The organism is Paraburkholderia sp. AV2, from assembly GCF_054968425.1.
Genome location: NZ_JBANLK010000038.1, coordinates 39346 through 63989 on the forward strand (window position 1 = coordinate 39346; position 24644 = coordinate 63989).

The window sequence follows — 24644 nt, forward strand, 5'->3', positions numbered from 1 at the left end:
AGTGCCAGTGGGCCCGCGCCGCCGGAGGGCGGCAGCCCGGTGAGGGGAGACTTATAATGGCGGCCTGCCCATCTTCGGCGCGCCTTCGCTTTCGCGCGTCTTCCAGCTTCCTGCGTACTCCATGCCCGATCTGCTCGCGAACCTGAATCCCGAACAACTCGCCGCCGTCACGTTGCCGAACGAGCCGGCGCTCATCCTGGCCGGGGCCGGCAGCGGCAAGACGCGCGTGCTGATCACGCGCATTGCGTGGCTGATCCAGCAGGGACTCGCCTCGCCCCCCACGATCCTCGCCGTGACCTTTACGAACAAGGCCGCGCGCGAGATGGTGGGGCGCCTGCAGGCGCTCCTGCCCATCGATACGCGCGGCATGTGGATCGGCACCTTCCACGGCCTGTGCAACCGCATGCTGCGCGCGCATTACCGCGACGCGGGCCTGCCGCAGACGTTCCAGATTCTCGATACGGCCGACCAGCTTTCGGCGCTCAAGCGCCTGATGAAGGGCCTGAACATCGACGACGAGAAATACCCGCCGAAGAGCCTGCAGCACTTCATCAACAACGCAAAGGAGCAGGGCCTGCGGCCGAAGGACGTGGACGTCACCGACAACTTCAACCGCAAGTTCGTCGAACTCTACGAGGCCTACGACCAGCAGTGCCAGCGCGAGGGCGTGGTCGACTTCGCGGAGCTGCTGCTGCGCTGCTACGAACTGCTCGCGCACAATCCGCCGCTGCGCGCGCACTACCAGGCGCGCTTTCGCGACATCCTGGTCGACGAGTTCCAGGACACCAACAAGTTGCAGTACGCGTGGCTGAAGCTGCTGGCGGGCGGGAACAACGCGATCTTCGCGGTGGGCGACGACGACCAGTCGATCTACGCGTTCCGCGGCGCGAACGTGGGCAACATGCGCGACTTCGAGCAGGAGTTCCGCGTGAAACACCTGATCAAGCTCGAGCAAAACTACCGCTCGCACGGCCATATTCTCGACGCCGCGAACCACCTGATCGCGCACAACTCGCGCCGCCTCGGCAAGAATCTGCGCACCGACGCGGGCCACGGCGAGCCGGTGCGCGTGTACGAGGCCGCGACCGATTCGCAGGAAGCGGGCTGGATCGTCGAGGAGATCCGCGCGCTCATCAACACGGGCTTCGCGCGCAACGAGGTTGCGGTGCTCTATCGCAGCAACGCGCAGTCGCGCACGATCGAGCACACGCTCGTCAACGCGGGCATTCCGTACAAGGTGTATGGCGGCCTGCGCTTCTTCGAGCGCCAGGAGGTGAAGCATGCGCTCGCGTATCTGCGTCTCATCGACAACCCGAACGACGACACCGCGTTCGCGCGCGTCGTGAACTTCCCCACGCGCGGCATTGGCGCACGCTCGATCGAGCAGCTCGCCGACGCGGCGCGCCTCTACAACTGCTCGATGGCGGCGGCGATTCCGTACGTGACGGGCAAGGCCGGGTCGAGCCTCGCCGCGTTCGCGAACCTCGTCGCGAAGATGCGCGCGGAAACGGCGCAACTGAGCCTGCCGGAAACGGTGGAATACACGGTCCGCATGAGCGGGCTGGCCGAGTTCTACCAGAACGAGCGCGAAGGCCAGGACCGGCTGGAGAACCTGCAGGAACTCGTCAACGCGGCCACGGCGTTCGTGAGCGAGGAGGGCTACGGCCTCGACACGCCCGCGCGCTCGATTCCGCTGCGCCGCGGCGCGAGCGCGCTGCCGGAGATCGTCTCGCAGGACGGCGAGATCGAAGTGCTCGACGCCCCCGCGATCACGGACCCCGCGCAGAACCCCGACGTCATGACGCCGCTGGCGGGCTTTCTTTCGCACGCCTCGCTGGAAGCGGGCGACAACCAGGCGCAGGCGGGCCAGGACGCGGTGCAGCTGATGACCGTGCACGCGGCCAAGGGGCTCGAATTCACGGCGGTCTTCATCACGGGTCTCGAAGAGGGGCTCTTTCCGCACGAGAACAGCGCGATGGAAGCCGATGGCCTCGAAGAGGAGCGCCGCCTGATGTACGTGGCGATCACGCGCGCGAAGGAGCGGCTCTACCTCTCGTTCACGCAGAGCCGGCTGCTGCACGGCCAGACGCGCTACAACGTGCGCTCGCGCTTTTTCGACGAACTGCCGCAGGAAACGCTCAAATGGCTCACGCCGAAGGTCGAAGCCGGCGCCCGCTGGGGCGGACGCTCCGACAACGCGGGCTGGGGCCGCGACTGGTTCGCGCGCCCCGAGGGCGGCCGCGAGCGCGACGCCTACGTGGCGGACAAGAGCCCGCCGCCGGCGTTCGCCAACGAGCAACGCGCGGCCGAGACGGGTTTCCGCGTGGGCCAGCTCGTGTTCCACACGAAATTCGGCGAAGGCACCGTCACGGCGCTGGAAGGTAGCGGCACCGACGCGAAGGCGCAGGTCCGCTTCAAGCGTCACGGCGAGAAGTGGCTCGCGCTGGCGGTGGCGAAACTGCAAGCGGTGGAATGAGCGTATACCGCCCGACGAACTGGACTCTACGGAACCCTCAACGATGAATGTATCGTCCCGCGCCGCGGCGCGTCCGCTCGGCGTGCTGGCCGCGCTGCCCGAAGAACTCGGCGATCTGCTCGCGGCCATGCGCGCGGAGTCGGGCGTGACGACGCGCACGCTCGGTCAGCGCGACTATCACCTCGGCACCGTCCACGGCGCGCCCTGTGTCGTGACGCTCGCGCGCGTCGGCAAGGTCGCGGCCGCCGCGACGGCGAGCGCGCTGATTCATGCCTTCGATGTCGAGGCGATCGTGTTCACGGGCGTGGCCGGCGGCGTCGGGCCGGCGGTGCATATCGGCGACATCGTGGTGGGCGAGACGCTGCTCCAGCACGACATGAACGCCGAGCCGCTCTTTCCGCGCTTCGAGATTCCGCTGCTTGGCCGCGCGCGCTTCGAGGCGGATCCTGCGCTCGCCGCGGCGCTCGCCGAAGCCTGCGAGCGCTTCGTGGCGGAAGAGGGGGCGGCGCTGGCCGAGCGCTTCCAGACCCGGCAGCCGCGCGTGCATCGCGGTCTCGTGATCAGCGGCGATCAGTTCGTCGCGAGCGGCGAGGCCGTGGGCGCCTTGCGCGCGGCACACCCCGAGGCGCTGGCGGTCGAGATGGAGGGCGCCGCCATCGCGCAGGTCTGCTACGAATACGGGTTGCCGTGCGCCGTGGTGCGCACGATCTCCGATACCGCCGACGAGCATGCGAGCACGTCGTTCGCCACGTTTCTCACCGATATCGCCGGCACGTATTCCACCGGCATCTTGCGCCGCTTCCTCTCCGTCTACGCTTCGACGCCGCGCTAAGCGGTGTTTAAGCGGTATCTAGACGCCGCCGTCGCCGCGACTCCCCTCGGCCACGGCGTCGCGCACCTGCTGTAGCGCCGAGGCATCCTCGATCGTCGGCAGGTCGCCGGGTTCGCGTCCTTCCGCGAGAGCGGCGATGGCACGCCGCAGCAGCTTGCCGGAGCGCGTCTTCGGCAGCATGCCGACGAACAGCACGCGCGCAGGCCGGCCGATGGCGCCGAGCTGGCGATCCACGGTCGCGGCAATCGACGCTTCGAGCTGCTTCGCCGCCTTCGGATCGGCCGCGGCGGCCGCGTCGCGCAGCACGACGAACGCCAGCGCCGCCTGGCCCTTCACGGCGTCGTTCACGCCGACCACGGCCACTTCGGCCACCGCCGCATGCGACGAGATCGCTTCTTCGATTTCGCGCGTGCCGAGCCGGTGTCCGGCGATGTTGATGACGTCGTCGGTGCGGCCGAGGATCGTCACGTAGCCGTTTTCGTCCTGCACGCCCCAGTCGAAGGTCGAGTACACCTGGTGGCCCGGCACGCTCTCCCAGTAGGTCTTCACGAAGCGCGCGTCGTCACCCCAGACCGTTTGCATGCAGCCCGGCGGCAGCGGGTAGCCCAGCGTGATCACGCCTTTCTCGCCGGTCGGGCAGGGCTCGCCCGTATGCTCGCTGCGCAACGTGAGGTCGTAGCCGTACGCGGGCACCCCCGGCGAACCGAGCTTCTGCGGCAGCGCCTCGACGCCGCGCTGGATCGCGAGCATCGGCCAGCCGGTTTCGGTCTGCCAGTAGTTGTCGACCACCGGCTTGCCGAGCGCCTCCGAAATCCACGCGGCGGTGGGCTCGTCGAGCGGCTCGCCCGCGAGGAACAGCGTGCGCAGGCTGGAGAGGTCGGCGGCATGCAGCAGCGCCGGGTCCTGCTTCTTGAGCACGCGAATGGCCGTGGGCGCCGTGAACATCAGATTGATGCCGTATTGCTCGACGAGGCGCCACCAGATGCCGCCGTCGGGGCGGATGGGCGTGCCTTCGTACATCACGGTCGTCATGCCGGCGAGGAGCGGCGCATAGATGATGTAGCTGTGCCCCACTACCCAGCCGATGTCCGACGCCGTGAACATCGTGTCGCCCGCGCGGCCCTCGAAGATGTACTCCATGGAGGCGGCGAGCGCCACGGCATAGCCGCCCACGTCGCGCTGCACGCCCTTGGGCCGGCCGGTCGTGCCCGAGGTGTAGAGGATGTACGACGGTTCATTCGATTCGAGCCAGACGCACGGCACCTGCGCGCCGTAGTGCTGCTCGCGCAGCGGCTCGTAGTCCACGAGGTAGGGGGCGGCGAGGCGTTCGGGCGCGAGCTGCCGGTCGATCAGGAGCACCTTGGGCGGCGCGTGCTGCGCGCGCGCCATGGCTTCGTCCACGAGCGGCGTGTAGTCGATCACCTTGCCGCCGCGCGCGCCCGCGTCGGCGCTCACGATCAGCACGGGCTTCGCGTCGTCGATGCGCGCCGCGAGCGAGGGCGCGGCAAAGCCGCCGAACACCACCGAATGGATCGCGCCCAGCCGCGCGCAGGCGAGCATCGCGAACACGGCCTCGGGGATCATCGGCAGATAGATCAGCACCCGTTCGCCGCGCGCGACGCCCAGCGACTGCATCACGGCGGCCATGCGGTTTACTTCGGCGTGCAGCTCGGCATAGGTATAGCGGCGCTCGATGCCGGTCTCGGTCGAGACGTAGACGAGCGCACATTGCTGGGCGCGTTCGGCAAGATGCCGGTCCACCGCGTTGAAGCACAGATTCGTGCGGCCGCCGCAGAACCAGCGCGCGAACGGCGGATTCGAACGGTCGAGCACCGTGTCGAACGGCGTGTCCCAATGAATGCGCGAGGCTTCGCGGCGCCAGAAGTCCTCGGGCTGGGCAATCGATTCGCGGTGAAAGTCGCGGTAACGGCGCATGGCAACCATCCTCCGGGGCGGCCGGCCGCCTTGGGGCCGGCAGGGTTCGGTCCGGCTCGCGTCGCACGCGCTGGCTTTGCGCGCGCCTTCGTCGCACTCGTCGCGCATCGAGGGCCGGATTCACCGCAGCATAGGGCAGTGCCGCGGACGCGGACAACGCGGGTTCTCCATGATGTCGCGCTTTTTGCCGAACTTCTTGCCGTCCCGCCCGGCACGCGCACTCAGGTGGTTCCGGGCTTCACCACCACCGTGCAGGTCGTGCCCGCGGAGAGGATCATGCCGTCGGGCACCGTGTCGATGTGAATGCGCACCGGCACGCGCTGCGCGAGGCGCACCCAGTTGAAGGTGGGGTTCACGTCGGCCAGCAGTTCGCGGCTTTGCGGATTGTCGCGGTCGTAGATGCCGCGCGAGATGCTCTCGACGTGGCCCTGCAGCGTGCCGCCGCTCATCAGCTTGATCTCGGCCTGGTTGCCGATTTTCACGTGCGGCAGCTTGGTCTCCTCGAAGTAGCCGTAGACCCAGAACGAGTGGCTGTCCACCACGGCCAGCTTGGCCTGACCGGAGATCGCGTAGTCGCCCTTGAACACCTGCAGGTTCGTCACATAGCCGTCCACCGGCGAGATCACGCGCGTGCGTTCGAGATTGAGCTTCGCGGCGTCGAGCGCGGCGGTCGCCTCCTCGTACTGCGCCTGGGCCGAATTGGCGGCATGCGAAGCGTTCTCGCGGCTTTCCTGCGAGACCACGAGGCTGTCCACGTCGGCGCGGCGCTTCGCGTCGTCCTGGCGCATGGTCAGTTCGGCACGGCGCGCGGCGACGGCGGCCTGGGCCTGCTCCACGGCGATCTGGTAATGCGACGGGTCGATCTGCATGAGCAGGTCGCCCTTGTGCACGAACTCGTTGTCGTGCACGGGCAGGTCGACCACGGCGCCCGAGACGTCGGGGGCGATATTGACCACGTCGGCGCGCACGCGGCCGTCGCGGGTCCACGGGTCGTCCATGTAGTGGACCCACAGCACGCGGCCGACCAGGAGGGCGACGACGAAGATGATGGCCGTCGCGGTAAAGCCAATGAGGTTTCGCAGTGTCATGATGCTTCGAATCCGGTTCAACGATAGACGGCGAGACCGAGCACGCAGCACACGACCACGAGCAGGCTCACGCGAAAGAGGGAGGGGTGCCAGACGACCCGGTACAGGCCCGTGCGGGCCAGCAGCGAGTCGAGCACCCAAGTGATCGCCGCGCCCAGGATGAAGAGCAGCACGATCGCGGGAATGTAGGCGTCCAGTAACGCAACGTCACGAGGCATGGTGGGCTCCAGGGCTTGCGCCGGGATGCGCGCCTTCGCTTTCGGCCCAGCTCGCGAACGGCGACTGCGGGTCGATGAGGGCGGTACGGATGAAATGCAGATGGCTCAGGATGCGCTGCAACTGGCGGCGTTCTTCGCGCGGCGGCTCGAAGCCGTGCAGCACGCCCTGCGCCGCGTCGATGGCCGTGCGCGTGGCCGCGAGCGCGGCGGCATGGCGCGGCGCGGCCGGGCGGTCGAAGAGGGCGCTCACGGACTGGAGCGTCGCGTCGATCGCTTCGCGCCATGCCGTGCCCTTCGCGTAGCGCGGATGGGCCGGCAGCGTCGCCAGTTCGTCGCGCAGGTCGAGCGCGGCATTGCCGGCTTCGAGCGTGGCGAAGAGCCAGCGCAGCGTGTCGCGGCGCTGGGCCTCATCGTTGCCGGCCAGCGCGCTCAACTGGAACACGAGGTCGCGCGTGCCGCTCTCGAAGCGATTGCGCAATCCCCCCAGTCCCGTCAGGCGCGCGCAGCACGCCTGCACCGCCGCGCGGCGCAGGTCGGCGAGCAGGCGCTCGCGCTGCCAGCGCGCGGAAGGCGGCAGGAACGCCGCGAACGCCGCGGCCGTGACGCCCATCGACATTGCGAGCGCGAGCGCGTCGTTCATGTAGCTGTCCGGGTTGTACTGCATGACGTTGTCCGGGCCTGCGAGAAAGCACAGGAAAATGCAGTAGCCCATGCCGTAGCCCGCGTACGGCGGGCGCGTCGTGAGGAACACGCCGAACGCGAGCGCCGGCGTGAGCGCGACGCACAGCATCGGAAAGCCGTCGATGCGCGGAAACACGCCGAACACCAGAATCATGCCGACGAGCGACGCGAGCACGGTGCCGAGCGCCATCTGGGTCGCCATGCGCGCGGGCTGCGGCGCGGAGGAGGCCAGCGCGCAGGTGGCCGCCGCGGTCAGCACGAGGGTCGTGCCGCTCGGCCAGGCGGTCGCGATCCAGAACGCGCCGAGCAGCCCGATGACGATCGCCGCGCGCAGGCCCGCGACGCCGGCTGCGATCCCGTTCGTCTTCGGCACGTAGCGGGCGATCCACTTTTCGCGCGAGTGGGTGTCGACCGCGAGCGACGCGTAGGTCGCCGTGTACTCGTTCATGTCGTGGACGAAGCGGTACAGCAGTTCCGTCGCGGTGTCGAAGTCGAGCAGGCCGGCGGCGGCGCCGGCGTGCGTGTCACGCATTTCTGTTTCCAGTTCTGTCTCCAGCATGGCGCGTGTTTCGTGCACGCGCCTCGGCAGCGCTTCGCGCCAGGCGTCGAGCTGCCGCGCGACGTGCGCCGCGTCGGCGGCCGCGAGCACTGGCTCGCCGGCCTTGGCGAAGAGCGGCGCGATTTCCCGGAAGTACGGCTCGAGCGCGTCGACCGTGGCCGAGGCGCCTTCGCTGCGCAGCCGGTTCATCAACTGGTGCAGCGCGTGAAAGCGCGTGGAGGCGCTCATGAACTCGGTGTTCAGGCGCGCGAGACGCCCCGAGCGCATGCGCGAATCGGGCGTTTCGAACACGGCCGTGCTGCGGCTGGCCTCGAGCCCGACGATATCGGACACGAAGCGCAGGTTGGTTGCTTCGATCTGCGAACGATCCACCTGGCCTGCCAGCGCCGCCGAGATGTAGTCGACGAACGACGAGAAACGCCGGCGCACCGTCGAGCGCAGCAGATCGCCCGTGTACTGCGGAAACACGACCGCGCTCACGAAGCCCGACGCGAGAATGCCGACCGAGATCTCGCACACGCGCGTCATGGCCGACATGAACGCGCCGTCCGGATGCTGCGAGGCCGGAATGCCGATCAGCGCGGCCGTGTAGCCGGCGAGTACGAAGCCGTAAGACCGGAAGTTGCGGTTGCGCGCGGCGCCCGCGGTGCAGATGCCGACCCAGAGCGCGGTCGAAGCGAGGAACAGCTCGGGCTGCTGCGCGAAGAGGCCGATCAGCGCGAGCATCACGACGAGACCGACGAGCGTGCCGCAAAGCCGGTAGAAGCTCTTGGCGAACACGGGGCCGCTTTGCGGCTGCATCACGATGAAGACTGTGGTCATTGCCGTGCGCGGCTGCGGCAGATCGAGCTTCATCGCAATGGCGAGCGTGAGCAATGCCGCGGCGATGGCCTTGAAGACGTAGATCCAGACGAGGCCGTCCGTGCGCGCCCAGTCGGCGAGCGCCGCGAAGGTGCGCTCGGCGGCCGGCGGTGCGGGGGGAGAGGACGCTTGCATCGTGGCGTGCCTCAGTTGGCCGCGGGAGCCGGACGGCCGGCGCTGGCGTTGGCGCCGGGTGCGTTCGCGCCTTCGGTGACCGACGAACGCGGTGCGAGCAGAGCGGCCGGCGCGAGCGGGATGTCGCGGGTCTTCCTGCCGTGCGCGGGCAGTTGCTCGGCTTCGGTGGGCGTGGCGACAGCGGGATCGCTCGCCGCGTCGATCACCCCACCGCCCAGCGCGGCGACGAGCGTGGCTTGCGCAGTCAGGCGCGCGGCCTGAATGCGCGCGACGCCCTGCTGCGCCGTCAGCAGTTGCTGCTGCGCGATCAGCACGTTCACGTAGTCGGTGAGGCCGCGGCGATAGCCTTCCTCGGAGAGGTCGAAGTTGCGCTGCGCGATCGTCACCGAACGGTGGGCGTCGTCTTCCTGCGTGGCGAGCGAGCGCATGCGCACCACCTCGTCGGCGATCTCCTTGAGCGCGGTGACGATGGTCTGGTTGTATTGATCGACGGCGACGTCGTAGGCGGCCGATTGCGCGCCGAGCTGCGCGCGCAGGCGTCCGCCGTCGAAGATCGGTAGCGAGAGGGCTGGGCCCGCGGAGTAGCTGCCGCTCAACGACTTGAGGAACTGGAAGAGCGGTCCCGCGGCCGCATAGCCGCCCATCGAGACGAGCAGGTTCACGTTCGGATAGAAGCCGGCCTTGGCCACGTCGATGCCGCGCGCCTGCGCGGCCACGGTCCAGCGCGCCGCGACGATGTCCGGGCGATGGCCGATCAGCTCGGCGGGCAGCGCCGAGGGCAGGCCCGCCGGGCTTGCGAGCGAGAGCGCCGGGCGCGTGATCGCTTCGCCGGCGCCCGGCCCCTTGCCCGCGAGTGCGGCGAGCTGGTTCTTGCCGAGCGCGATGGCCTCTTCGAGCGCGTCGATCTGGCGCTCGTACTCGGGCAGCGGCGTTTGCGCCTGCGTCACTTCGAGCTGCGTGCCGAGCCCGCCCGCCAGACGCCGCTGGGCGAGCGCGAGCACCTTCTGCTGTTCGGCGAGCGTTTGCTTTGCGATATCGAGCAGCGCGTAGTTCATCGAAAGCTCGATGTACGCGCGCGTGACGTTCACTTCGAGTTCGAGCTGCGCGGCGCGCGCGTCCGCGGCGCTCGCGTGCGCGAGGTCGAGCGCTTGCTCGGCCGTGTTCTTGTCCTGGCCCCAGAGATCGAGGTGATAGGAGAGGCCGAGCGTGGCCGTGTTGTTCCAGGTATTCGCGTCGGCGAGCGGGCCGGGACCGTAGAACACGTTGTCGGACCAGTGCTCGCGCTGGACCGACATATTGCCGCTGATTTGCGGAAGCAGCCCGGCCTGCGCGACGCCCGCCATCGAACGGGCCTCGCGCACGCGCGCCTGGGCGGCCGCGAGCGACGGATTGCCCGAGATCGAGTCTTCGATCCAGGCGTTCAGTTGCGGGTCGTCGTAGCTCTTCCACCAGTCGCTGGCGGGCCACTGGGCGTCGGTGTCGGCGGCCCGGATGGCCGATCCGGCATCGAGTTGCGACGCCTCGGTCTGTTTCGCCTGCGGTGCGATGCCCCCGGTACTGGCGCAACCTGTGATTATCAACGAGAGCGTAAGAACCGTGAGTGCGGCAAGTCCTTTCGGTACCGGAGACTGCACGATTTACTCCTTTTATTGGCTATAGATCAGTGTGCGTAATTATATTTTTCGATCTATTCCCGAATAACCGGTAAAGATGCAAGGCATTTTTACGAGATTTGAGACAATCGATCTTACGAAATATGTAACAATGCCTCCGTCATAGAGAGGATGGCTATGGATACGCTCCAAAACATGCGGGTATTTGTGCGGGTGGTCGAGGCAGGCAGCTTCACGGGCGCCGCGCAGCACCTGAATACGACGACGGCTTACGCTTCGCGCGCCGTCTCGGATCTGGAAGCGCATCTGCGCACGCGCCTCCTGAACCGCACGACGCGCCGCATCGCGCTGACCGAGGCCGGCGAACGCTACCTGCAGCGCTGCGAGCAGATCCTCGCGTACGTGGACCAGGCGGAAGCGGAGGCCGGCGACGCGCACGCGCGGCCTTCGGGCAAGCTGAAGATCTACTCGATGACGAGCTTCGGTCAGCACTACGTCGTGCCGGCCGTGGGGCGGTACCAGCAGCTCTATCCCGACGTGAGCGTCGAGCTGACGCTCGCCGCGCAGCGCATGCCGGACCTGCTCGACGAAGGCTACGACGTGGCGCTCATGCTCGCGACCGATCTGCCCGATTCGGGTTTCGTCTCGCAGCGCATTGCGAGCACGTTCAGCATCGCCTGCGCCTCGCCGGCCTACCTGGAGCGCCACGGCGTGCCGCAAACGCCCGCCGATCTTGCCCAGCATGCGTGCCTGCAGATGGTGACGCCGATCTTTCCCGCGTCGCAATGGCGCTTCACCGGCCCGGGCGGCGACCAGGTCACCGACCTCGGTCCCTCGACGTTCCAGGTGAACGTGGCGGAGGCCCTGGCCGTGGCCCTGCGCGAGGGGATGGGCGTGGGCGTCCTGCCGATGTACTCGGCCATCAGCGGGCTGCGCAACGGCGACCTCGTGTGGATCCTGCCCGAATACAAGTCGCAGGAAATGAACATCTACGCGATGTACCCGTCGCGCCAGTATCTCGACGCGAAGATCCGTACGTGGATCGAGCTGCTGCGCGAGTCCTTGCCGTCCACGCTCGCCACCGACGAGGCGGAACTGCGCCAGTTCGCGCGCACCTAGCCAGTCGTACCTGGCCTGCCCTCCCTGACGGGCAGTGCGTTGTTACCGGCCGCTGTGACAGGCTGTTACACCTGAGGCCGATCGCAACACTTCCTTACGCCCGGCTGCGCGGCGCTTTGCTAACGTAGCGGAACGCTTTTTCGCCAACGTTCAATTCGCCAGCACCCGAGGACTTCCATGGATACGCATCTGATGATCGGCATCGCCGTGATGATGGGCCTGATCGGCATTGCGGCATCGCGCGATCTGCTGCGCATGCGTCGCGCACTGCTTCAGCCGGTGTCGCTGCGCGCGCAGCGCATCGACGGCGCCGCGCCGGACGCGCGCGACGGTCTGCGCTGAGCAACGCGTCAACCGCCCGACGGCACTAGCCGCCGCCGGTCCGACGGGCCGTATCAGTCTTCCAGCTCCACCACCTTGTCCCAGGCAAACGCCGGGTTTTCCGGCACGCCGGTGCGGCGATCGCGGTAGCCGCGCGGATTGCAGACGACGTGCGCGCCATTGACCGTGTAGTCGAAGCACGTATGCGTGTGTCCATGCAGCCATAGCGCCACGGGCGCGCGCACGAGCGCGTCGAGATCGTTCACGAAGCCCGCGGACGCGGGATCGTTCGCGTAGCGCGCCGCGAGGCTCAGCCGGTGCGGCGCATGGTGCGTGACGACGATCGTCTTGCCAGCGAACGGCTTGGCCAGCTCGCCCTTGAGCCATGCGAGCGCATGGACATGCAGCGCGACCGAATCCCCGGGCGTGAAGTCCCGCGCCAGTGCGCCGGGACTCTCGGGCCACGACACCTGAATCAGGCCGCGAAAGTCGAGCATCACGCGCCCGGCCGCGGCGATCGCGCGTTCGCGCGCGTCGTCGTCGGCGCCGAACAGCGTGAAGTCCGCCCACAGCGTCGTGCCGAGCACGCGCCAGCGTCCCGCGGGATCGACGAGGGTCGCATTGTTCAGGAAGTGCACGTGATCGAGCGCCGAGGCCGCGTCCTGCATCGCGGTCTCGAGGGCGCCGAATTCGCCGTCGTAATACTCGTGATTGCCCGGCACATAGACCACGGGCACCTGCGGATCGAAGGTTTCCGCCGCCCAGCGCAGGCCGAGCGCGTGGTTGTGGATGTCGCCCGCGAGCACGACGAGATCGGCGTCGGCGTGCGGGATCGTGTCCGGCTCGTCGTGCTCCAGATGCAGGTCGGACAGGATGCGGATCTTCACGTCGAGGTCTCCCGCCGCTCCTGCGGCGTGCGCAGCACCTTGCCCGGATTCATCAGGTTCAGCGGGTCGAGCGCCGTCTTGATCGCCTGCATCAGCCGCAATTCCACGGCGCTCTTGTAGTGCGCCGCTTCGTCCACCTTCAACTGTCCGAGGCCGTGCTCCGCGCTGATCGTGCCGCGGTGGCGATGCACGCTGTCGTACACGATGCGGTTCAGGGTCTTTTCGTTTTCGGCGAGGAAGGGTTTCGGATCGACGCCTTCGGGCGCCTGCACGTTGTAGTGCAGGTTGCCGTCGCCGAGATGGCCGAACGTCACCATGCGCGCGCCCGGTACCGCACGTGCGATTTCGGCGTCGGTTTCCTCGATGAAATGGCCGATGCGCGAGATCGGCACGCCGATATCGTGCTTCACGTTCAGCCCCTCCTGCGCCTGCGCGAGCGGGATGTGCTCGCGAATATTCCAGAACGCCTGCGATTGCGCGAGGCTTTCGGCCACCACGGCGTCTTCCACGAGGCCTTGTTCGAGAGCGGCTTCCATGAGGCGCTCGAAGAGGGCGCGTGCGTGCTCTTCGCTCTCGTTGTCCGACAGTTCGAGCAGCACGACTTGCGCGTGGTGCGTCTGGAACGGATAGCGTAGCTGCGGGAAATGGCGTCCCACGAGCCGCATGCAGAAGTCCGACATCAGCTCGAAGCCCGTGAGGAGCGGTCCGGCATAACGCTGCGCAAGCGCGAGAAAGTCGAGCGCGGCATGCGCGGAGCCGAGCCCCGCGAGCGCCGTGACGCGCGCGGCCGGCTGCGGATGCAGCTTCATTACGGCCGCCGTGATGATGCCGAGCGTGCCTTCCGCGCCGATGAAGAGGTCGCGCAGATCGTAGCCCGTGTTGTCCTTGCGCAGCCCGCGCAGGCCGTCCCAGATCTCGCCTTCGGGCGTGACCACTTCGAGGCCGAGGCACAGCTCGCGCGTGTTGCCGTAGCGCAGGACGCCGGTGCCGCCCGCGTTCGTCGAGAGATTGCCGCCGATCGTGCAACTGCCCTCGGCCGCGAGCGAGAGCGGGAACAGGCGCCCGGCTTCCGCCGCGCGCGCCTGGACGTCGGCGAGGATCGCGCCCGCTTCCACGGTGATCGTGTTGTTGTGCGGATCGATCTCGCGCACGCGGTTCAGGCGGCGCAGGCTCAGCACGGCTTCGCCGCCGCCGGCGTCGGGCGTCGCGCCGCCCGCGAGGCCCGTGTTGCCGCCCTGCGGCACGAGCGCGATGCGGTGGGCGTGCGCGAGCTTCACGACGGCGGCTACTTCGCGCGCGTCGGCCGGACACAGCACGGCGCGCGCGGTGCCCTGATAGCGCTTGCGCCAGTCCGTGACGAAGGGCGCGGTGTCGTGCGCGTCGGTGAGGACGTGCTGCGCGCCGAGCGCGGCTACGCAGGCATCGAGGAAGGCGGAAGGGGTATCGGGTTGAGCTTGGCTCATGATTTTCCGGGGGCTGTTCGCGGGCGCGGGGGGCGGTGGCGGGCGCTGCCGCCGCGGACCTGGCGCCTGGCGGTTGGCTAGAGGGGTTCAGTGTGACACGGTGCGCGCGCCAGCGGTGCGCGGGCGGGCAGGCGGCAGGTCATGCGGCCCGTCGTGCGACCCGTCATGCGGCTTCGCGCCTGGCTCGCCGCGCCGCGCGCTTGAATGGCGCGACATAGGCGAGCGCGCAGACGAAGAAGCCCAAGGCAAGCGCAACCTCGATCCAGCCCAGGCGGTTTTCCGGCGCCGGGTCGCTCATGCCGCGCACGATGCCCTCGGCGAAATACAGCAGCACCAGCATCGACGCCCATTGCAGCGTGTAGAGGCGGCGGCGCAGCACGCCGGGCAGCGCGACCAGGAGCGGCAGCGCCTTGAGCACGAGCGCGCTGCCGCCGGGCCGCAACGGGGCGAGCCGCCATTCCCACGCAATGCAAAAGAGCGCGAGCGCGGCGAGCGTGACGAACGCGCCGAGCGCCGCGGCGCGGCTGGCAGCGGCAGGCTGCTGCGGTGTGGGCCCGTTCACGGCCGCTCGCCGCGCCCTAGCGCCAGCGCCGCGCGCGCGAGCCGCGCACCGAGCGCGACCGCGAGCGCCTTCTCTTCGGCGGTGGGACCGTGGCTGCGCCCGTCCGCGCGCGCGTGGTGCGACGCGCCGTAGGGCGTGCCGCCGCCGTCCGTGGTCGTGAGCGCGGTCTCGGTGTAGGGGATGCCCACGAGCAGCATGCCGTGATGCAGCAGCGGCAGCATCATCGAGAGGAGCGTGCTTTCCTGGCCGCCGTGCAGGCTGCCCGTCGACGTGAACACGCAGGCGGGCTTGCCCACGAGGGCGCCCGAGAGCCATTGCGGCGTCGTGCCGTCGAGGAAGTACTTGAGCGGGGCGGCCATGTTGCCGAAGCGCGTGGGCGAACCTAGCGCGAGGCCCGCGCATTCCTCGAGATCGCGCAGCTCGACGTAAGGCGGCCCGTCGTCGGGAATGTCGGGCTGGGTAGCCTCGCAGACCGTCGATACGGCCGGCACCGTGCGCACGCGCGCCTCGGCGCCGGGAATGCTGTCGATACCCTGGGCGATGGCGCGCGCGAGTGCGAGCGTCGCGCCGTGCCGGCTGTAATAGAGCACAAGGATGGGTTTCATCGGGCCTCGTCGTTTGACGGGATATTATAGGGGCTGGGTCTGCCGCTCCCATTCCTGTCCGCGGCGCTTTGTTCGACCTTTTGCTTTCAGGTGTGCCGGCCGATGGACGTGTTGTCGAAAATCCGTTTCGATCTGGATGTCGTGAAGCGCCTTGCGCGTTTTGCGGCGCGGCGCAGCCGCGAGGACCGCATTCCGCAGGTCGCGGGCAGTCTCACGTTCACGACGCTGCTTTCGCTCGTGCCGCTCGCGACGGTGGCGTTCGCGCTCTTCACGGCCTTCCCGATCTTCGCGTCGTTCCAGAGTTCGCTGCAGGGTTTTCTCGCCGATCATCTGATGCCAGCGCAGATCAACAGCCAGATCTTCATGTACCTCAACCAGTTCGCGTCGAAGGCCAAGGGCCTCACGACGATGGGCATGATCGTGCTGTTCGTCACCTCCGTGATGACGATGATGACGGTCGAGTCCGCGTTCAACGTGATCTGGCGCGTGCGCAAGCCGCGGCCCTTCGCGCAGCGCGTGCTCGTGTACTGGGCGATCCTCACGCTCGGGCCGATCCTGATCGGCGTGAGCCTGTCGATTTCGTCGTATCTGTTCACGCATTCGTTTGCCGTCGCCACGGAGCAGCACGTTTCGATGATGTTCGCCTGGGCGCTCATGGGCGCGTCGCTGCCGCTCACCGCGCTCGCGTTCACGATGCTCTACGTCTATTTGCCGAACTGCCGCGTGGAGTGGCGCGACGCCGTGGTGGGCGGCCTTGCCGCCGCGATCGCCTTCGAGCTGGCCAAGCGCGGCTTCGGCTACTACGTGCGGCGCATTCCCACCTACACGGCCGTGTACGGCGCGTTCGCGGCCGCGCCGATGTTCCTGCTCTGGATGTATCTGAGCTGGTTCATCACGCTCGTGGGCGCGATGATCACGTCGGCCTTGCCGGAAATCCGCAGCGGGCGCTTCGACCGGCCGCGCTTTCCGGGCAGCGATCTGCTCGACGCGCTCGAATTGCTCGCGCGCCTCGCCGAAGCGCGCGACGCCGGCGAGCCCGGCCGCACGGCGGACCAGCTCGCGCAGGTGTTGCGGCGCGACCTCTCGACCGTGACGCGGCTTCTGGGCGGCATGGAAGAGGACGAACTCGTGGCGCGCCTCGAAAGCGATGGCGCCAAGCCGCATTTCCTGCTGATCGCGAACCCGGCGCGGATCAGCGTGGCGAGCCTGTTCGGGCGCTTCGTGATCGACCGCAAGGAGCTGGCCTATCAGCTCAATCTGAAGTCCAGCGCCGTCGATGCGGCGATGTTGCTGGGGGCGCTCGACAACGACAAGCTCGCGGTCTCGCTGGCCACGTTGCTGGCGGCGCGGCGCGCCCATGCGGACGCCGGCGAGGAAGCCGGGCAAGGGCAGGCGCACGCGCCAATGCCGCACCAGCCGGCGTAGCGGCGGCACCGCGAGCGCGTGCCGGCAACGCTGCTGGCCGCGTTTCAGGCGGCTACAGCGAGATTCTTCCGCGGCAGATGTCCGAGAACATGACCCAGTCGCCCATCAGGCTGTAGACGGGATGGCGGAAGGTGGCGGGGCGGTTCTTTTCGAACGCGAAGTGGCCGACCCAGGCGAAACCGTAGCCGCAGACGATGGCCAAAGGCAGCCAGAGCCAGTTGCCGGTGGCGATGGCCATGGCGACGCAGCCGATCACGCCGAGCGATCCGATGAAATGCAGCCGCCGCGACGTGAGATTCTGGTGCTCGCTCAGATAGAACGGATAGAACTCCGCGAAATTCGCGAAGTGTTCGGTGTGGGCGGTATGGCTCATGGTCTCCCCCTACGCGCGAGGGCCTCGATGGCCCGCCTCGCGCACCGTCCGGACGCCGCGCCTCGGCTCCGTGGACGCTTCCATTTTCCGGCGTTCCGCAAGACGCTGCAACCCGGCGGCGCGAGGCCTCGCGGAGCCCCGCCGCGAAGCGGAGCAAGCCGCGCTAGCGCCCTGATGCGAACGCGTACAGCGCGTCGAGCGTGGCGTCGGGCTGCTCGGTCATCAGGGCGTGGCCCGCGTCGAGCGTCACCGTGTCGACGGGCACGCCTGCCTGCCCCAGTGCCTCGGCAACCGCACGGGCCGCGCGCGGCGGCGTCATCGCGTCGCGCCGCCCCACCACGAGCCGCACGGGACAGCGCACCTTCGCCGCGCTCGCGAGGCCGTCGGCGTACGCGTTGCAGGCCGCGAAGTCGGTGTGGAAAAGCTGCGGCTCGCCGCGCGCGGAGACGCGTTCCATCAGCCGCCGGTTCGTGCCGCGCAGCCAGAAGCCGGGGCCGGGGCTTGCGGGTTTCGGCGCGAGCGTCGAATGCGACCACTGGTTCACGAGCGCGATCGCCTCGGCTTCGCGTTCGCGCGCGGCTTCGAGCAGCGCGGGCGACACCGTCATGGGAAAGGCCGTGGCCAGCAGCGCGACGCGTCGCGCGCGCTCCGGGTGGCGCGCCGCGAATTCGAGCGCGACGAGCGAGCCCATGCTGTGCCCGGCCACGAACGCCTGCCGCACGCCGAGCGCGTCGAGCAGCGCGGCCAGCCAGTCCGTGAGCGCGCCGATGCTCGTGAGGGCCGGGCCCGCGCTGCGCAGGTGGCCGGGCAGGTCGACCGCGAGCACGCTGAAGCCGTGATGGGCGAAGTAGCGCGACTGCAGAGCCCAGACGCTATGGTCGTGCTGGGCGCCGTGCACGAACACGGCCACCGGCCGCGCCGGGTCGAACGGGCGGCCGCCCGTGTAGGCGTAGGCCGGCTTGCCCTGAACGTCGACGATCATGAGGCCTCCTTGCCGGCCGATTTCGCACCGGCGGCGGCATGCTGCGACGCTTTCAGGGCGCGCTTGAGGTCGTCGATCAGATCGTCGGGGTCTTCGAGCCCGATAGAAAGCCGGATCGTCCCCTCCGCAATGCCGGCGGCGGCGAGCGCGGCGGCATCCATGCGGAAGTGGGTCGTGGAGGCGGGGTGGATCACGAGCGAGCGCGCATCGCCCACGTTCGCGAGATGCGAGAAGAGCGCGAGCGACTCGATAAAACGCTTGCCGGCTTCGCGGCCGCCTTTCAGGTTGAAGCTGAATACGGCGCCCGCGCCGCGCGGCAACAGGCGCTTCGCGAGCGTGTGATCGGGATGGCCGGGCAGCTCGGGATAGGCCACCGACTCGACGGCGTCGTTCGCCACGAGAAATTCGACGACGCGCCGCGTATTGGCGACGTGCCGCTCCATGCGCAGCGGCAGCGTCTCGATGCCTTGCAGCAGTTGCCACGCGGCCTGCGGATGCAGGCACGCGCCGAAGTCGCGCAGGCCCTCGCGGCGCGCGCGCAGCAGGAACGGCGCGACCGTGCTCTCCTCGGTGAAGACCATGCCGTGAAAGCCCGCGTAGGGCTCGGTGAACTCGGGAAAGCGCCCCGACGCCTCGAAGTCGAAGGTGCCGCCGTCCACCAGCACGCCGCCGATGGTCGTGCCGTGGCCGCCGAGGAATTTCGTCGCCGAGTGGTAGACGAAGTCCGCGCCGTGCTCGAAGGGGCGCAGCAGGTACGGCGTGGTGAAGGTCGAGTCGACGAGGAGCGGCACGCGGTGATCGTGCGCGATCTGCGCGACGGCGGCGAGGTCGAGCACGTCGAGGCCCGGATTGCCGAGCGTTTCGCCGAACAGAAGGCGCGTGTTCGGCCGCAGGGCGGCGCGCCAGGCGTCGAGATCGCCGGGTTTGACGAAGGTGGTCTCGATGCCGAAGCGCCGCAGCGTGTAGTCGAGCAGGTTGTGCGAACCGCCGTAGAGCGCCGCCGAAGCGACGATATGCGCGCCCGCGCCCATCAGCGTCGCGATGGCCAGATGCAGCGCCGCCTGGCCGCTCGCGGTGCCGATCGCGCCCGCGCCGCCCTCTAGCGCGGCGACGCGCTCCTCGAACACGGCAACGGTCGGGTTCGAGATGCGCGAATAGACATGCCCCGCGCGCTCCATGTTGAAAAGGGCGGCGGCGTGGTCCGTGTCGCGGAAGCTGAACGACGTGGTCTGATAAATCGGCGTCGCGCGGGCGCCGGTGGCGGGGTCGGGCGCCGCGCCGGCGTGCAGCGCGAGCGTGTCGAAACGGGTGTCGGGCATCGTGGCGGCGCGGCCGGCGTCGAACCGGCGTCAGATCAGGGGTTCGGCCATCGTATAACACCGTCCGCCGTCCGCGAAAGCGCCACAGCGGCCGGGCGACCCGCGTGCGCCGTCCGTCCGGTCGGCCCTGCTCGCGCTTTTTCGTGCCGGATGCCTGCGCGGCGCGCCTTTTCCGCTACCGCCGTTGCTTGATCCCTGCTTTCCCTGGTTGCGTTCCCGGGGTTGCTTTCTTTTTGGCGGTCTTTCCGCTAGGATCGAAAACAGGTAGGCATCTTTCCAGCATCTCCCCCATCTACAAAGCATTTCAGGAGACACATCATGCGCGTGAGCGACATTCTCAAGGTCAAGGGCAGTACGCTCTTTACCGTCACGCCCGACACTTCGCTGCACGAAGCCGTCAACAGCATGGCCGAGCACGACATTGGCTCGCTCGTCGTGATGGAGTACGGCGACCTTGTCGGCATGCTGACGTTCCGCGAAGTCATCCTGACGCTGCACAAGAACGGCGGCAGCGTCGGCACCTCGACGATCCGCAAGGTCATGGACGACCATCCCATCACCTGCACGCCCGAAACCGACGTCAACGAAGTGCGCCGCATGATGCTCGAACATCACGTGCGCTATCTGCCCGTGATGGAGAGCCGCGCGCTGATGGGCGTGATCTCGTTCTACGACGTCGCGAAGGCCGTCGTGGAAGAGCAGGGCTTCGAGAACCGCCTGCTGAAAGCGTATATCCGCGACTGGCCCGACGAGGAGCGTCAGCCGGCGCGCTGAAGCGCGGCTCGTGCCCGCGAGCGTCACATCCCGCCGATAGTATGAAAAAGCGCGCGTCAGGCGCGCTTTTTCACGTCTGGCCCCCCCCGCTTTCTGTCAAATCCAGTCCTACTCGATGAGCGATCGTCCGATGTCAGCCGTCCGAAGTTCCCCGCGCGAGCGTGAGGGCCACGCCCCGCACTCGCAATTCGCGCTGCTGCGCGAGCGCCGGTTTGCGCCGTTTTTCTGGACGCAGTTTCTGGGCGCGATGAACGACAACGTTTTCAAGATCGGTTTCACGTCGCTCGTCACGTATCAGGCCGCGCGCTTCTCCGGCGTCGATCCGAAGACCGTGGCGTTCCTGATCTCCGCGATCTTCATCGTGCCGTTCGTGCTGTTTTCCGCCACCTCGGGCCAGATCGCCGACAAGTACGACAAGGCGACGCTCACGCGCTGGGTCAAGACCTTCGAGATCGCCGTGATGCTGCTGGGCGCGGCGGGCTTCTGGCTGCACAACGTGCTGCTGCTCTACACCTGCACGTTCCTGATGGGCGTCCATTCGACCGTGTTCGGTCCGGTCAAGTACGCGTACCTGCCGCAGAAACTCGGCACGGACGAACTGGTGGGCGGCAACGGGCTCGTCGAAATGGGTACCTTTGTTGCGATTCTGCTCGGCACGATCGTGGGCGGCGTGGCGGCGGCCTCGGGTGCGGGGGAGGGCGTGAACGGTGGCGCAGGCAGCGGCGCGGCCCCGGCGGGCGCCGTGTGGCTCGGCGGCATCTGCATTGTGGTGGCGCTCGCCGGGCGGTTCGCGTCGGCGTTCGTGCCGACCTGCCCGTCGTCCCAGTCCGATCTGCGCATCAACTGGAATCCGTTTTCCGAGACCTGGCGCAATCTGCGCCTTGCGCGCGGCGACCGCACCGTGTTCCTGAGCCTTCTTGGCATCTCGTGGCTCTGGTTCGTCGGCGCGACCTTCCTCGCTTCGTTTTTCAACTTCGCGAAAGACGTGCTCTCGGCCGATCCCGACGTCGTCACCGTGCTGCTCGCCATGTTCTCGCTCGGCATCGGCATCGGGTCGCTGCTTTGCGAGCGGCTCGGGCGGCGGCGTATCGAGATCGGGCTCGTGCCGCTCGGCTCCATCGGCATGAGCGTGTTCGGCATCGATCTGTTCTTCGCGAGCCATGCCTTGCCGGCCGCTTCGCATCTGCTCACCGTGGGCGAATTCCTGCGCGTGGGCGCGCACTGGCGCGTGCTCGCCGACCTGTTCCTGCTCGCGATGTTCGGCGGCTTCTACAGCGTGCCGCTCTATGCGCTGATCCAGAGCCGCAGCGCGCCGAGCCACCGCGCGCGCATCATCGCCGCGAACAACATCCTCAACTCGCTGTTCATGATCGTCTCGGCGCTGATGGCCATCGCCCTCAGCAAGGCGGGCGTGGGCATTCCAGGCATTTTCCTCACGACCGCGCTGCTCAATATCGTGGTCGCGGCCTATATCTACGCGCTCGTGCCGGAGTTCCTGCTGCGCTTCGTCGCATGGGTGCTCGTGCACACCGTCTATCGCGTGCGGCTCGTGAACGTCGAGCGCATTCCGGCCGAGGGCCCGGCCGTGCTGGTCTGCAATCACGTCAGCTACGTCGACGCGATCGTGATCATGGCCGAAAGCCCGCGGCCGATCCGCTTCGTGATGGATCACCGCATCTTCCGGCATCCCGTTTTCGGCTGGGTATTCCGTCACGCGAAGGCGATTCCGATCGCCCCCGCGCACGAAGACGCCGGGCGTCTTGCCGCCGCCTACGACGCCTGTGCGAAGGCGCTGGCCGAGGGCGATCTCGTCTGCATCTTTCCGGAGGGCAAGCTCACGCGCACCGGCGAGATCAATCCGTTCCGCCATGGCGTGGCCGAGATACTCGGCCGCTCGGCCGTGCCCGTCGTGCCGATGGCGCTGCGCGGGCTGTGGGGCAGCGCGTTTTCGCGTCATGCCGATTCGGGCCAGGAGCGCCCCGTGCGCCGCGGGCTCACGAGCCGGCTCACGCTCGCGGTGGGCGAGCCGTTCGCGCCGGGCGAGGCGACGCTGGAACGGTTGCAGGAGGCGGTAGCCGGGCTGCGGGGGGCGCGGCGCTGAACGTTGTGACTGAAAACCGCGGCGCAATCGCGCCGTGCGCCGGCCCCGGCCGCCTGGGCGGGGCGTACCGCAGGCTGGCATAATGCTGGATTCCCCGATTCACTTTGGACGACTGCCATGTCCGGCAACACGCTCGGTACGCTTTTCACCGTCACTACCTTCGGCGAATCCCACGGTCCCGCCATCGGCTGCGTCATCGACGGCTGCCCGCCCGGCATGGCGCTCACGGAAGCCGACATCCAGCACGACCTGGACCGCCGCCGTCCCGGCACGTCGCGCCACGTCACGCAGCGCCAGGAAGAAGACAAGGTCGAGATCCTCTCGGGCGTGTTCGAAGGCACGACCACCGGCACGCCCATCGCACTCCTGATCCGCAACACCGACCAGCGCAGCAAGGACTACGGCAACATCGCCGAGACCTTCCGTCCGGGCCACGCCGACTACACCTACTGGCAAAAGTACGGCATTCGCGACTATCGCGGCGGCGGCCGCTCGTCGGCGCGTCTGACCGCGCCGACCGTCGCAGCGGGCGCGGTGGCGAAGAAGTGGCTGCGCGAGCGCTTCGGCGTGGAGGTGCGCGGCTATATGGCGGCGCTCGGCGAAATCGACGTGCCCTTCGTCGACTGGCAGCACGTGCCGGAGAATCCTTTCTTCGCGCCGAACGCCGATATCGTTCCGCAGCTCGAGGCCTACATGGACGCGCTGCGCAAGGACGGCGACTCGATTGGCGCACGCATCAACGTGGTGGCGTCGGGCGTGCCGGTGGGGTGGGGCGAGCCGCTCTTCGACCGGCTCGACGCCGACATCGCGCACGCGATGATGGGCATCAACGCGGTGAAGGGCGTCGAGATCGGCGCGGGCTTCGCCAGCATCGAGCAGCGCGGCTCCGTGCATGGCGACGAATTGACGCCGAATGGTTTCCACGGCAACCATGCGGGCGGTGTGCTGGGCGGTATCTCGACGGGGCAGGACGTGACGGTCTCGATCGCCATCAAGCCCACGTCGAGCATTCGCACGCCGCGCCGTTCGATCGACAAGGGTGGCGAGGCGGCCACGGTCGAGACCTTCGGCCGCCACGATCCGTGCGTGGGTATCCGCGCGACCCCGATCGCCGAGGCGATGCTCGCACTCGTGCTGATCGACCATGCGCTGCGCCATCGCGCGCAGTGCGGCGATGTCGTGGTGACGACGCCGAAGATTGCGGCCAGCGACGCCTGAGACGGGTAGAAAGGCAAGGAAAAACGCCGCTTCGTTGTGAAGCGGCGTTTTTTTTGTTGATTCCCTGCTTTACATGTTCGGATAATTCGGCCCACCGCCGCCTTCGGGCGTGACCCACACGATGTTCTGCGTCGGGTCCTTGATGTCGCAGGTCTTGCAGTGCACGCAGTTCTGCGCGTTGATCTGCAGACGGTCTTCGTTTGCGTCGTCCTTCACGAACTCGTACACCGCGGCCGGGCAGAAGCGCCCCTCCGGACCCGCATAGGTGCGCAGGTTCACACTCACCGGCACCGATGCGTCTTTCAGCGTCAGGTGCGCAGGCTGGTTCTCCTCGTGATTCGTATTGGAAATGAACACCGACGAGAGCCGGTCGAACGTCAGCCTGCCATCGGGCTTCGGATACTCGATCGGCTGGCACTGCGACGCGGGCTTGAGCATCTCGTTGTCGCAATGCCGGTGATGCAGCGTCCACGGCACGTTCCCGCCCAGCAGCCTCTGCTCGATGCCCACCATCAGCGTGCCCAGGTACAGCCCCTTGCTCATCCACTGCTTGAAGTTGCGCGCCTTGTACAGTTCCGTGTACAGCCACGACTGCCTGAATGCTTCCGGGTACGCGATGAGTTCATCGCTCTGGCGGCCCGCCTGCACCGCTTCGAACGCCGCTTCCGCCGCCAGCATCCCGGTCTTGATCGCCGCATGGCTGCCCTTGATGCGCGCGGCGTTCAGGAACCCCGCGTCGTCGCCCACCAGCGCGCCGCCCGGGAACACCAGCTTCGGCAGCGACATCAGGCCACCGGCCGTCATCGCCCGCGCGCCATACGAGACCCGCTTGCCGCCTTCCAGGTACTGGCGGATGGCCGGGTGCGTCTTGTAGCGCTGGAATTCCTCGAACGGCGAGAGATACGGGTTCGTGTAGGCCAGACCCACGACGAAACCCACCATCACCTGGTTGTTGTCGATGTGATAGAGGAACGAGCCGCCATAGGTGTCGTTCTGCAGCGGCCAGCCGGCCGTATGGATCACGAGCCCCGGCTGGTGCTTCGCCGGATCGATCTCCCACAGCTCCTTGATGCCGATGCCGTAGACCTGCGGGTCCG

At 68.1% G+C, this 24644-nt stretch carries 21 protein-coding genes; 8 read left to right on the forward strand and 13 right to left on the reverse strand.

Annotated elements, in window-relative coordinates; all coding sequences use genetic code 11:
• The first annotated feature begins 121 nt into the window (after positions 1-121).
• Together V8683_RS22955 and V8683_RS22960 are read left to right on the forward strand one after the other, a co-directional pair.
• Positions 122-2476, forward strand: coding sequence for a UvrD-helicase domain-containing protein (locus V8683_RS22955; protein WP_411190035.1), 2355 nt, complete (start codon positions 122-124; stop codon positions 2474-2476).
• Between the two features lie 43 nt (positions 2477-2519).
• The gene (locus V8683_RS22960; protein WP_411190034.1) at positions 2520-3308 is read left to right on the forward strand and encodes a 5'-methylthioadenosine/adenosylhomocysteine nucleosidase; all 789 of its coding nucleotides are present in this window, start codon (positions 2520-2522) and stop codon (positions 3306-3308) included.
• 18 nt (positions 3309-3326) lie between these two features.
• Here the strand turns inward: V8683_RS22960 and V8683_RS22965 are convergent, their stop codons facing one another.
• The 5 genes from V8683_RS22965 to V8683_RS22985 all read right to left on the reverse strand — a co-directional run bounded on the left by V8683_RS22965 (position 3327) and on the right by V8683_RS22985 (position 10419).
• A complete protein-coding gene (locus tag V8683_RS22965) occupies positions 3327-5243 on the reverse strand; it encodes a propionate--CoA ligase (protein WP_411190033.1) in 1917 nt (638 codons plus the stop codon).
• A gap of 221 nt (positions 5244-5464) precedes the next feature.
• Positions 5465-6331 (reverse strand): efflux RND transporter periplasmic adaptor subunit, encoded by an 867-nt coding sequence (locus V8683_RS22970; protein ID WP_411190032.1) that lies wholly within the window; start codon positions 6329-6331, stop codon positions 5465-5467.
• A 17-nt stretch (positions 6332-6348) separates the two neighbouring features.
• Positions 6349-6549, reverse strand: coding sequence for a DUF1656 domain-containing protein (locus V8683_RS22975; protein ID WP_027793410.1), 201 nt, complete (start codon positions 6547-6549; stop codon positions 6349-6351).
• On the reverse strand, positions 6539-8785 hold the full coding sequence (locus V8683_RS22980) for an FUSC family protein (protein ID WP_411190031.1): 2247 nt from the start codon (positions 8783-8785) through the stop codon (positions 6539-6541). The genes V8683_RS22975 and V8683_RS22980 overlap by 11 nt, the downstream gene beginning before the upstream one ends.
• Positions 8786-8796: 11 nt before the next feature.
• Positions 8797-10419: an efflux transporter outer membrane subunit gene (locus V8683_RS22985; RefSeq protein ID WP_411190030.1), complete on the reverse strand. Its 1623-nt coding sequence runs from the start codon at positions 10417-10419 to the stop codon at positions 8797-8799.
• A gap of 156 nt (positions 10420-10575) precedes the next feature.
• On the opposite strand from V8683_RS22985, the gene V8683_RS22990 reads away from it, so the two are divergent.
• Both V8683_RS22990 and V8683_RS22995 read left to right on the forward strand, forming a co-directional pair.
• Positions 10576-11517 carry a LysR family transcriptional regulator gene (locus V8683_RS22990; RefSeq protein WP_411190029.1) on the forward strand — a complete coding sequence of 314 codons (942 nt, stop codon included), beginning with the start codon at positions 10576-10578 and terminating at the stop codon, positions 11515-11517.
• Between the two features lie 177 nt (positions 11518-11694).
• Positions 11695-11859, forward strand: coding sequence for a hypothetical protein (locus V8683_RS22995; RefSeq protein ID WP_411190028.1), 165 nt, complete (start codon positions 11695-11697; stop codon positions 11857-11859).
• 53 nt (positions 11860-11912) lie between these two features.
• On the opposite strand, the gene V8683_RS23000 is transcribed toward V8683_RS22995, so the two are convergent.
• The 4 genes from V8683_RS23000 to wrbA all read right to left on the reverse strand — a co-directional run bounded on the left by V8683_RS23000 (position 11913) and on the right by wrbA (position 15355).
• Complete coding sequence (locus V8683_RS23000) at positions 11913-12725, reverse strand: metallophosphoesterase (protein WP_411190027.1); 813 nt, start codon at positions 12723-12725, stop codon at positions 11913-11915.
• Complete coding sequence (locus V8683_RS23005; protein WP_411190026.1) at positions 12722-14188, reverse strand: FAD-binding oxidoreductase; 1467 nt, start codon at positions 14186-14188, stop codon at positions 12722-12724. The genes V8683_RS23000 and V8683_RS23005 overlap by 4 nt, the downstream gene beginning before the upstream one ends.
• 163 nt (positions 14189-14351) lie before the next feature.
• Positions 14352-14750: a DUF2069 domain-containing protein gene (locus tag V8683_RS23010; RefSeq protein ID WP_411190025.1), complete on the reverse strand. Its 399-nt coding sequence runs from the start codon at positions 14748-14750 to the stop codon at positions 14352-14354.
• On the reverse strand, positions 14747-15355 hold the full coding sequence (gene wrbA / locus V8683_RS23015; protein WP_411190024.1) for an NAD(P)H:quinone oxidoreductase: 609 nt from the start codon (positions 15353-15355) through the stop codon (positions 14747-14749). Before wrbA ends, V8683_RS23010 begins: the two co-directional genes overlap by 4 nt.
• 102 nt (positions 15356-15457) lie before the next feature.
• On the opposite strand from wrbA, the gene V8683_RS23020 reads away from it, so the two are divergent.
• Positions 15458-16780, forward strand: coding sequence for a YihY family inner membrane protein (locus tag V8683_RS23020; RefSeq protein ID WP_411190023.1), 1323 nt, complete (start codon positions 15458-15460; stop codon positions 16778-16780).
• 52 nt (positions 16781-16832) lie between these two features.
• On the opposite strand, the gene V8683_RS23025 is transcribed toward V8683_RS23020, so the two are convergent.
• The 3 genes from V8683_RS23025 to V8683_RS23035 form a co-directional block, all read right to left on the reverse strand.
• Entirely contained in the window at positions 16833-17153 is a 321-nt protein-coding gene (locus V8683_RS23025) for an Mpo1-like protein (RefSeq protein WP_411190021.1), read from the reverse strand.
• Positions 17154-17316: 163 nt separating this feature from the next.
• Positions 17317-18135 carry an alpha/beta fold hydrolase gene (locus tag V8683_RS23030; protein WP_411190020.1) on the reverse strand — a complete coding sequence of 273 codons (819 nt, stop codon included), beginning with the start codon at positions 18133-18135 and terminating at the stop codon, positions 17317-17319.
• Complete coding sequence (locus V8683_RS23035) at positions 18132-19454, reverse strand: O-acetylhomoserine aminocarboxypropyltransferase (RefSeq protein WP_411190019.1); 1323 nt, start codon at positions 19452-19454, stop codon at positions 18132-18134. The genes V8683_RS23030 and V8683_RS23035 overlap by 4 nt, the downstream gene beginning before the upstream one ends.
• Before the next feature lie 318 nt (positions 19455-19772).
• On the opposite strand from V8683_RS23035, the gene V8683_RS23040 reads away from it, so the two are divergent.
• From V8683_RS23040 to aroC, 3 genes are all read left to right on the forward strand, one after another.
• Complete coding sequence (locus tag V8683_RS23040) at positions 19773-20228, forward strand: CBS domain-containing protein (RefSeq protein ID WP_027793421.1); 456 nt, start codon at positions 19773-19775, stop codon at positions 20226-20228.
• 115 nt (positions 20229-20343) lie between these two features.
• On the forward strand, positions 20344-22329 hold the full coding sequence (locus V8683_RS23045) for an MFS transporter (protein ID WP_411190018.1): 1986 nt from the start codon (positions 20344-20346) through the stop codon (positions 22327-22329).
• A 117-nt stretch (positions 22330-22446) separates the two neighbouring features.
• A complete protein-coding gene (gene aroC / locus V8683_RS23050) occupies positions 22447-23547 on the forward strand; it encodes a chorismate synthase (RefSeq protein ID WP_411190017.1) in 1101 nt (366 codons plus the stop codon).
• A 69-nt stretch (positions 23548-23616) separates the two neighbouring features.
• Here aroC and V8683_RS23055 read toward each other — a convergent pair.
• The coding region (locus tag V8683_RS23055) for an electron transfer flavoprotein-ubiquinone oxidoreductase (protein ID WP_462880678.1) at positions 23617-24644 on the reverse strand (1028 nt) is incomplete at its 5' end.

What these genes read in the sequence shown, in the direction of transcription:
- V8683_RS23035 (WP_411190019.1), bottom strand. Translation starts at nt 19,454, where the DNA reads ATGCCCGACACCCGTTTCGACACGCTCGCGCTGCACGCCGGCGCGGCG.
- V8683_RS22975 (WP_027793410.1), bottom strand. Translation starts at nt 6,549, where the DNA reads ATGCCTCGTGACGTTGCGTTACTGGACGCCTACATTCCCGCGATCGTG.
- V8683_RS22970 (WP_411190032.1), bottom strand. Translation starts at nt 6,331, where the DNA reads ATGACACTGCGAAACCTCATTGGCTTTACCGCGACGGCCATCATCTTC.
- V8683_RS23045 (WP_411190018.1), top strand. Translation starts at nt 20,344, where the DNA reads ATGAGCGATCGTCCGATGTCAGCCGTCCGAAGTTCCCCGCGCGAGCGT.
- V8683_RS23020 (WP_411190023.1), top strand. Translation starts at nt 15,458, where the DNA reads ATGGACGTGTTGTCGAAAATCCGTTTCGATCTGGATGTCGTGAAGCGC.
- V8683_RS23030 (WP_411190020.1), bottom strand. Translation starts at nt 18,135, where the DNA reads ATGATCGTCGACGTTCAGGGCAAGCCGGCCTACGCCTACACGGGCGGC.
- wrbA (WP_411190024.1), bottom strand. Translation starts at nt 15,355, where the DNA reads ATGAAACCCATCCTTGTGCTCTATTACAGCCGGCACGGCGCGACGCTC.
- V8683_RS23005 (WP_411190026.1), bottom strand. Translation starts at nt 14,188, where the DNA reads ATGAGCCAAGCTCAACCCGATACCCCTTCCGCCTTCCTCGATGCCTGC.
- V8683_RS22980 (WP_411190031.1), bottom strand. Translation starts at nt 8,785, where the DNA reads ATGCAAGCGTCCTCTCCCCCCGCACCGCCGGCCGCCGAGCGCACCTTC.
- V8683_RS23040 (WP_027793421.1), top strand. Translation starts at nt 19,773, where the DNA reads ATGCGCGTGAGCGACATTCTCAAGGTCAAGGGCAGTACGCTCTTTACC.
- aroC (WP_411190017.1), top strand. Translation starts at nt 22,447, where the DNA reads ATGTCCGGCAACACGCTCGGTACGCTTTTCACCGTCACTACCTTCGGC.
- V8683_RS22965 (WP_411190033.1), bottom strand. Translation starts at nt 5,243, where the DNA reads ATGCGCCGTTACCGCGACTTTCACCGCGAATCGATTGCCCAGCCCGAG.
- V8683_RS22990 (WP_411190029.1), top strand. Translation starts at nt 10,576, where the DNA reads ATGGATACGCTCCAAAACATGCGGGTATTTGTGCGGGTGGTCGAGGCA.
- V8683_RS22960 (WP_411190034.1), top strand. Translation starts at nt 2,520, where the DNA reads ATGAATGTATCGTCCCGCGCCGCGGCGCGTCCGCTCGGCGTGCTGGCC.
- V8683_RS22995 (WP_411190028.1), top strand. Translation starts at nt 11,695, where the DNA reads ATGGATACGCATCTGATGATCGGCATCGCCGTGATGATGGGCCTGATC.
- V8683_RS22955 (WP_411190035.1), top strand. Translation starts at nt 122, where the DNA reads ATGCCCGATCTGCTCGCGAACCTGAATCCCGAACAACTCGCCGCCGTC.
- V8683_RS23025 (WP_411190021.1), bottom strand. Translation starts at nt 17,153, where the DNA reads ATGAGCCATACCGCCCACACCGAACACTTCGCGAATTTCGCGGAGTTC.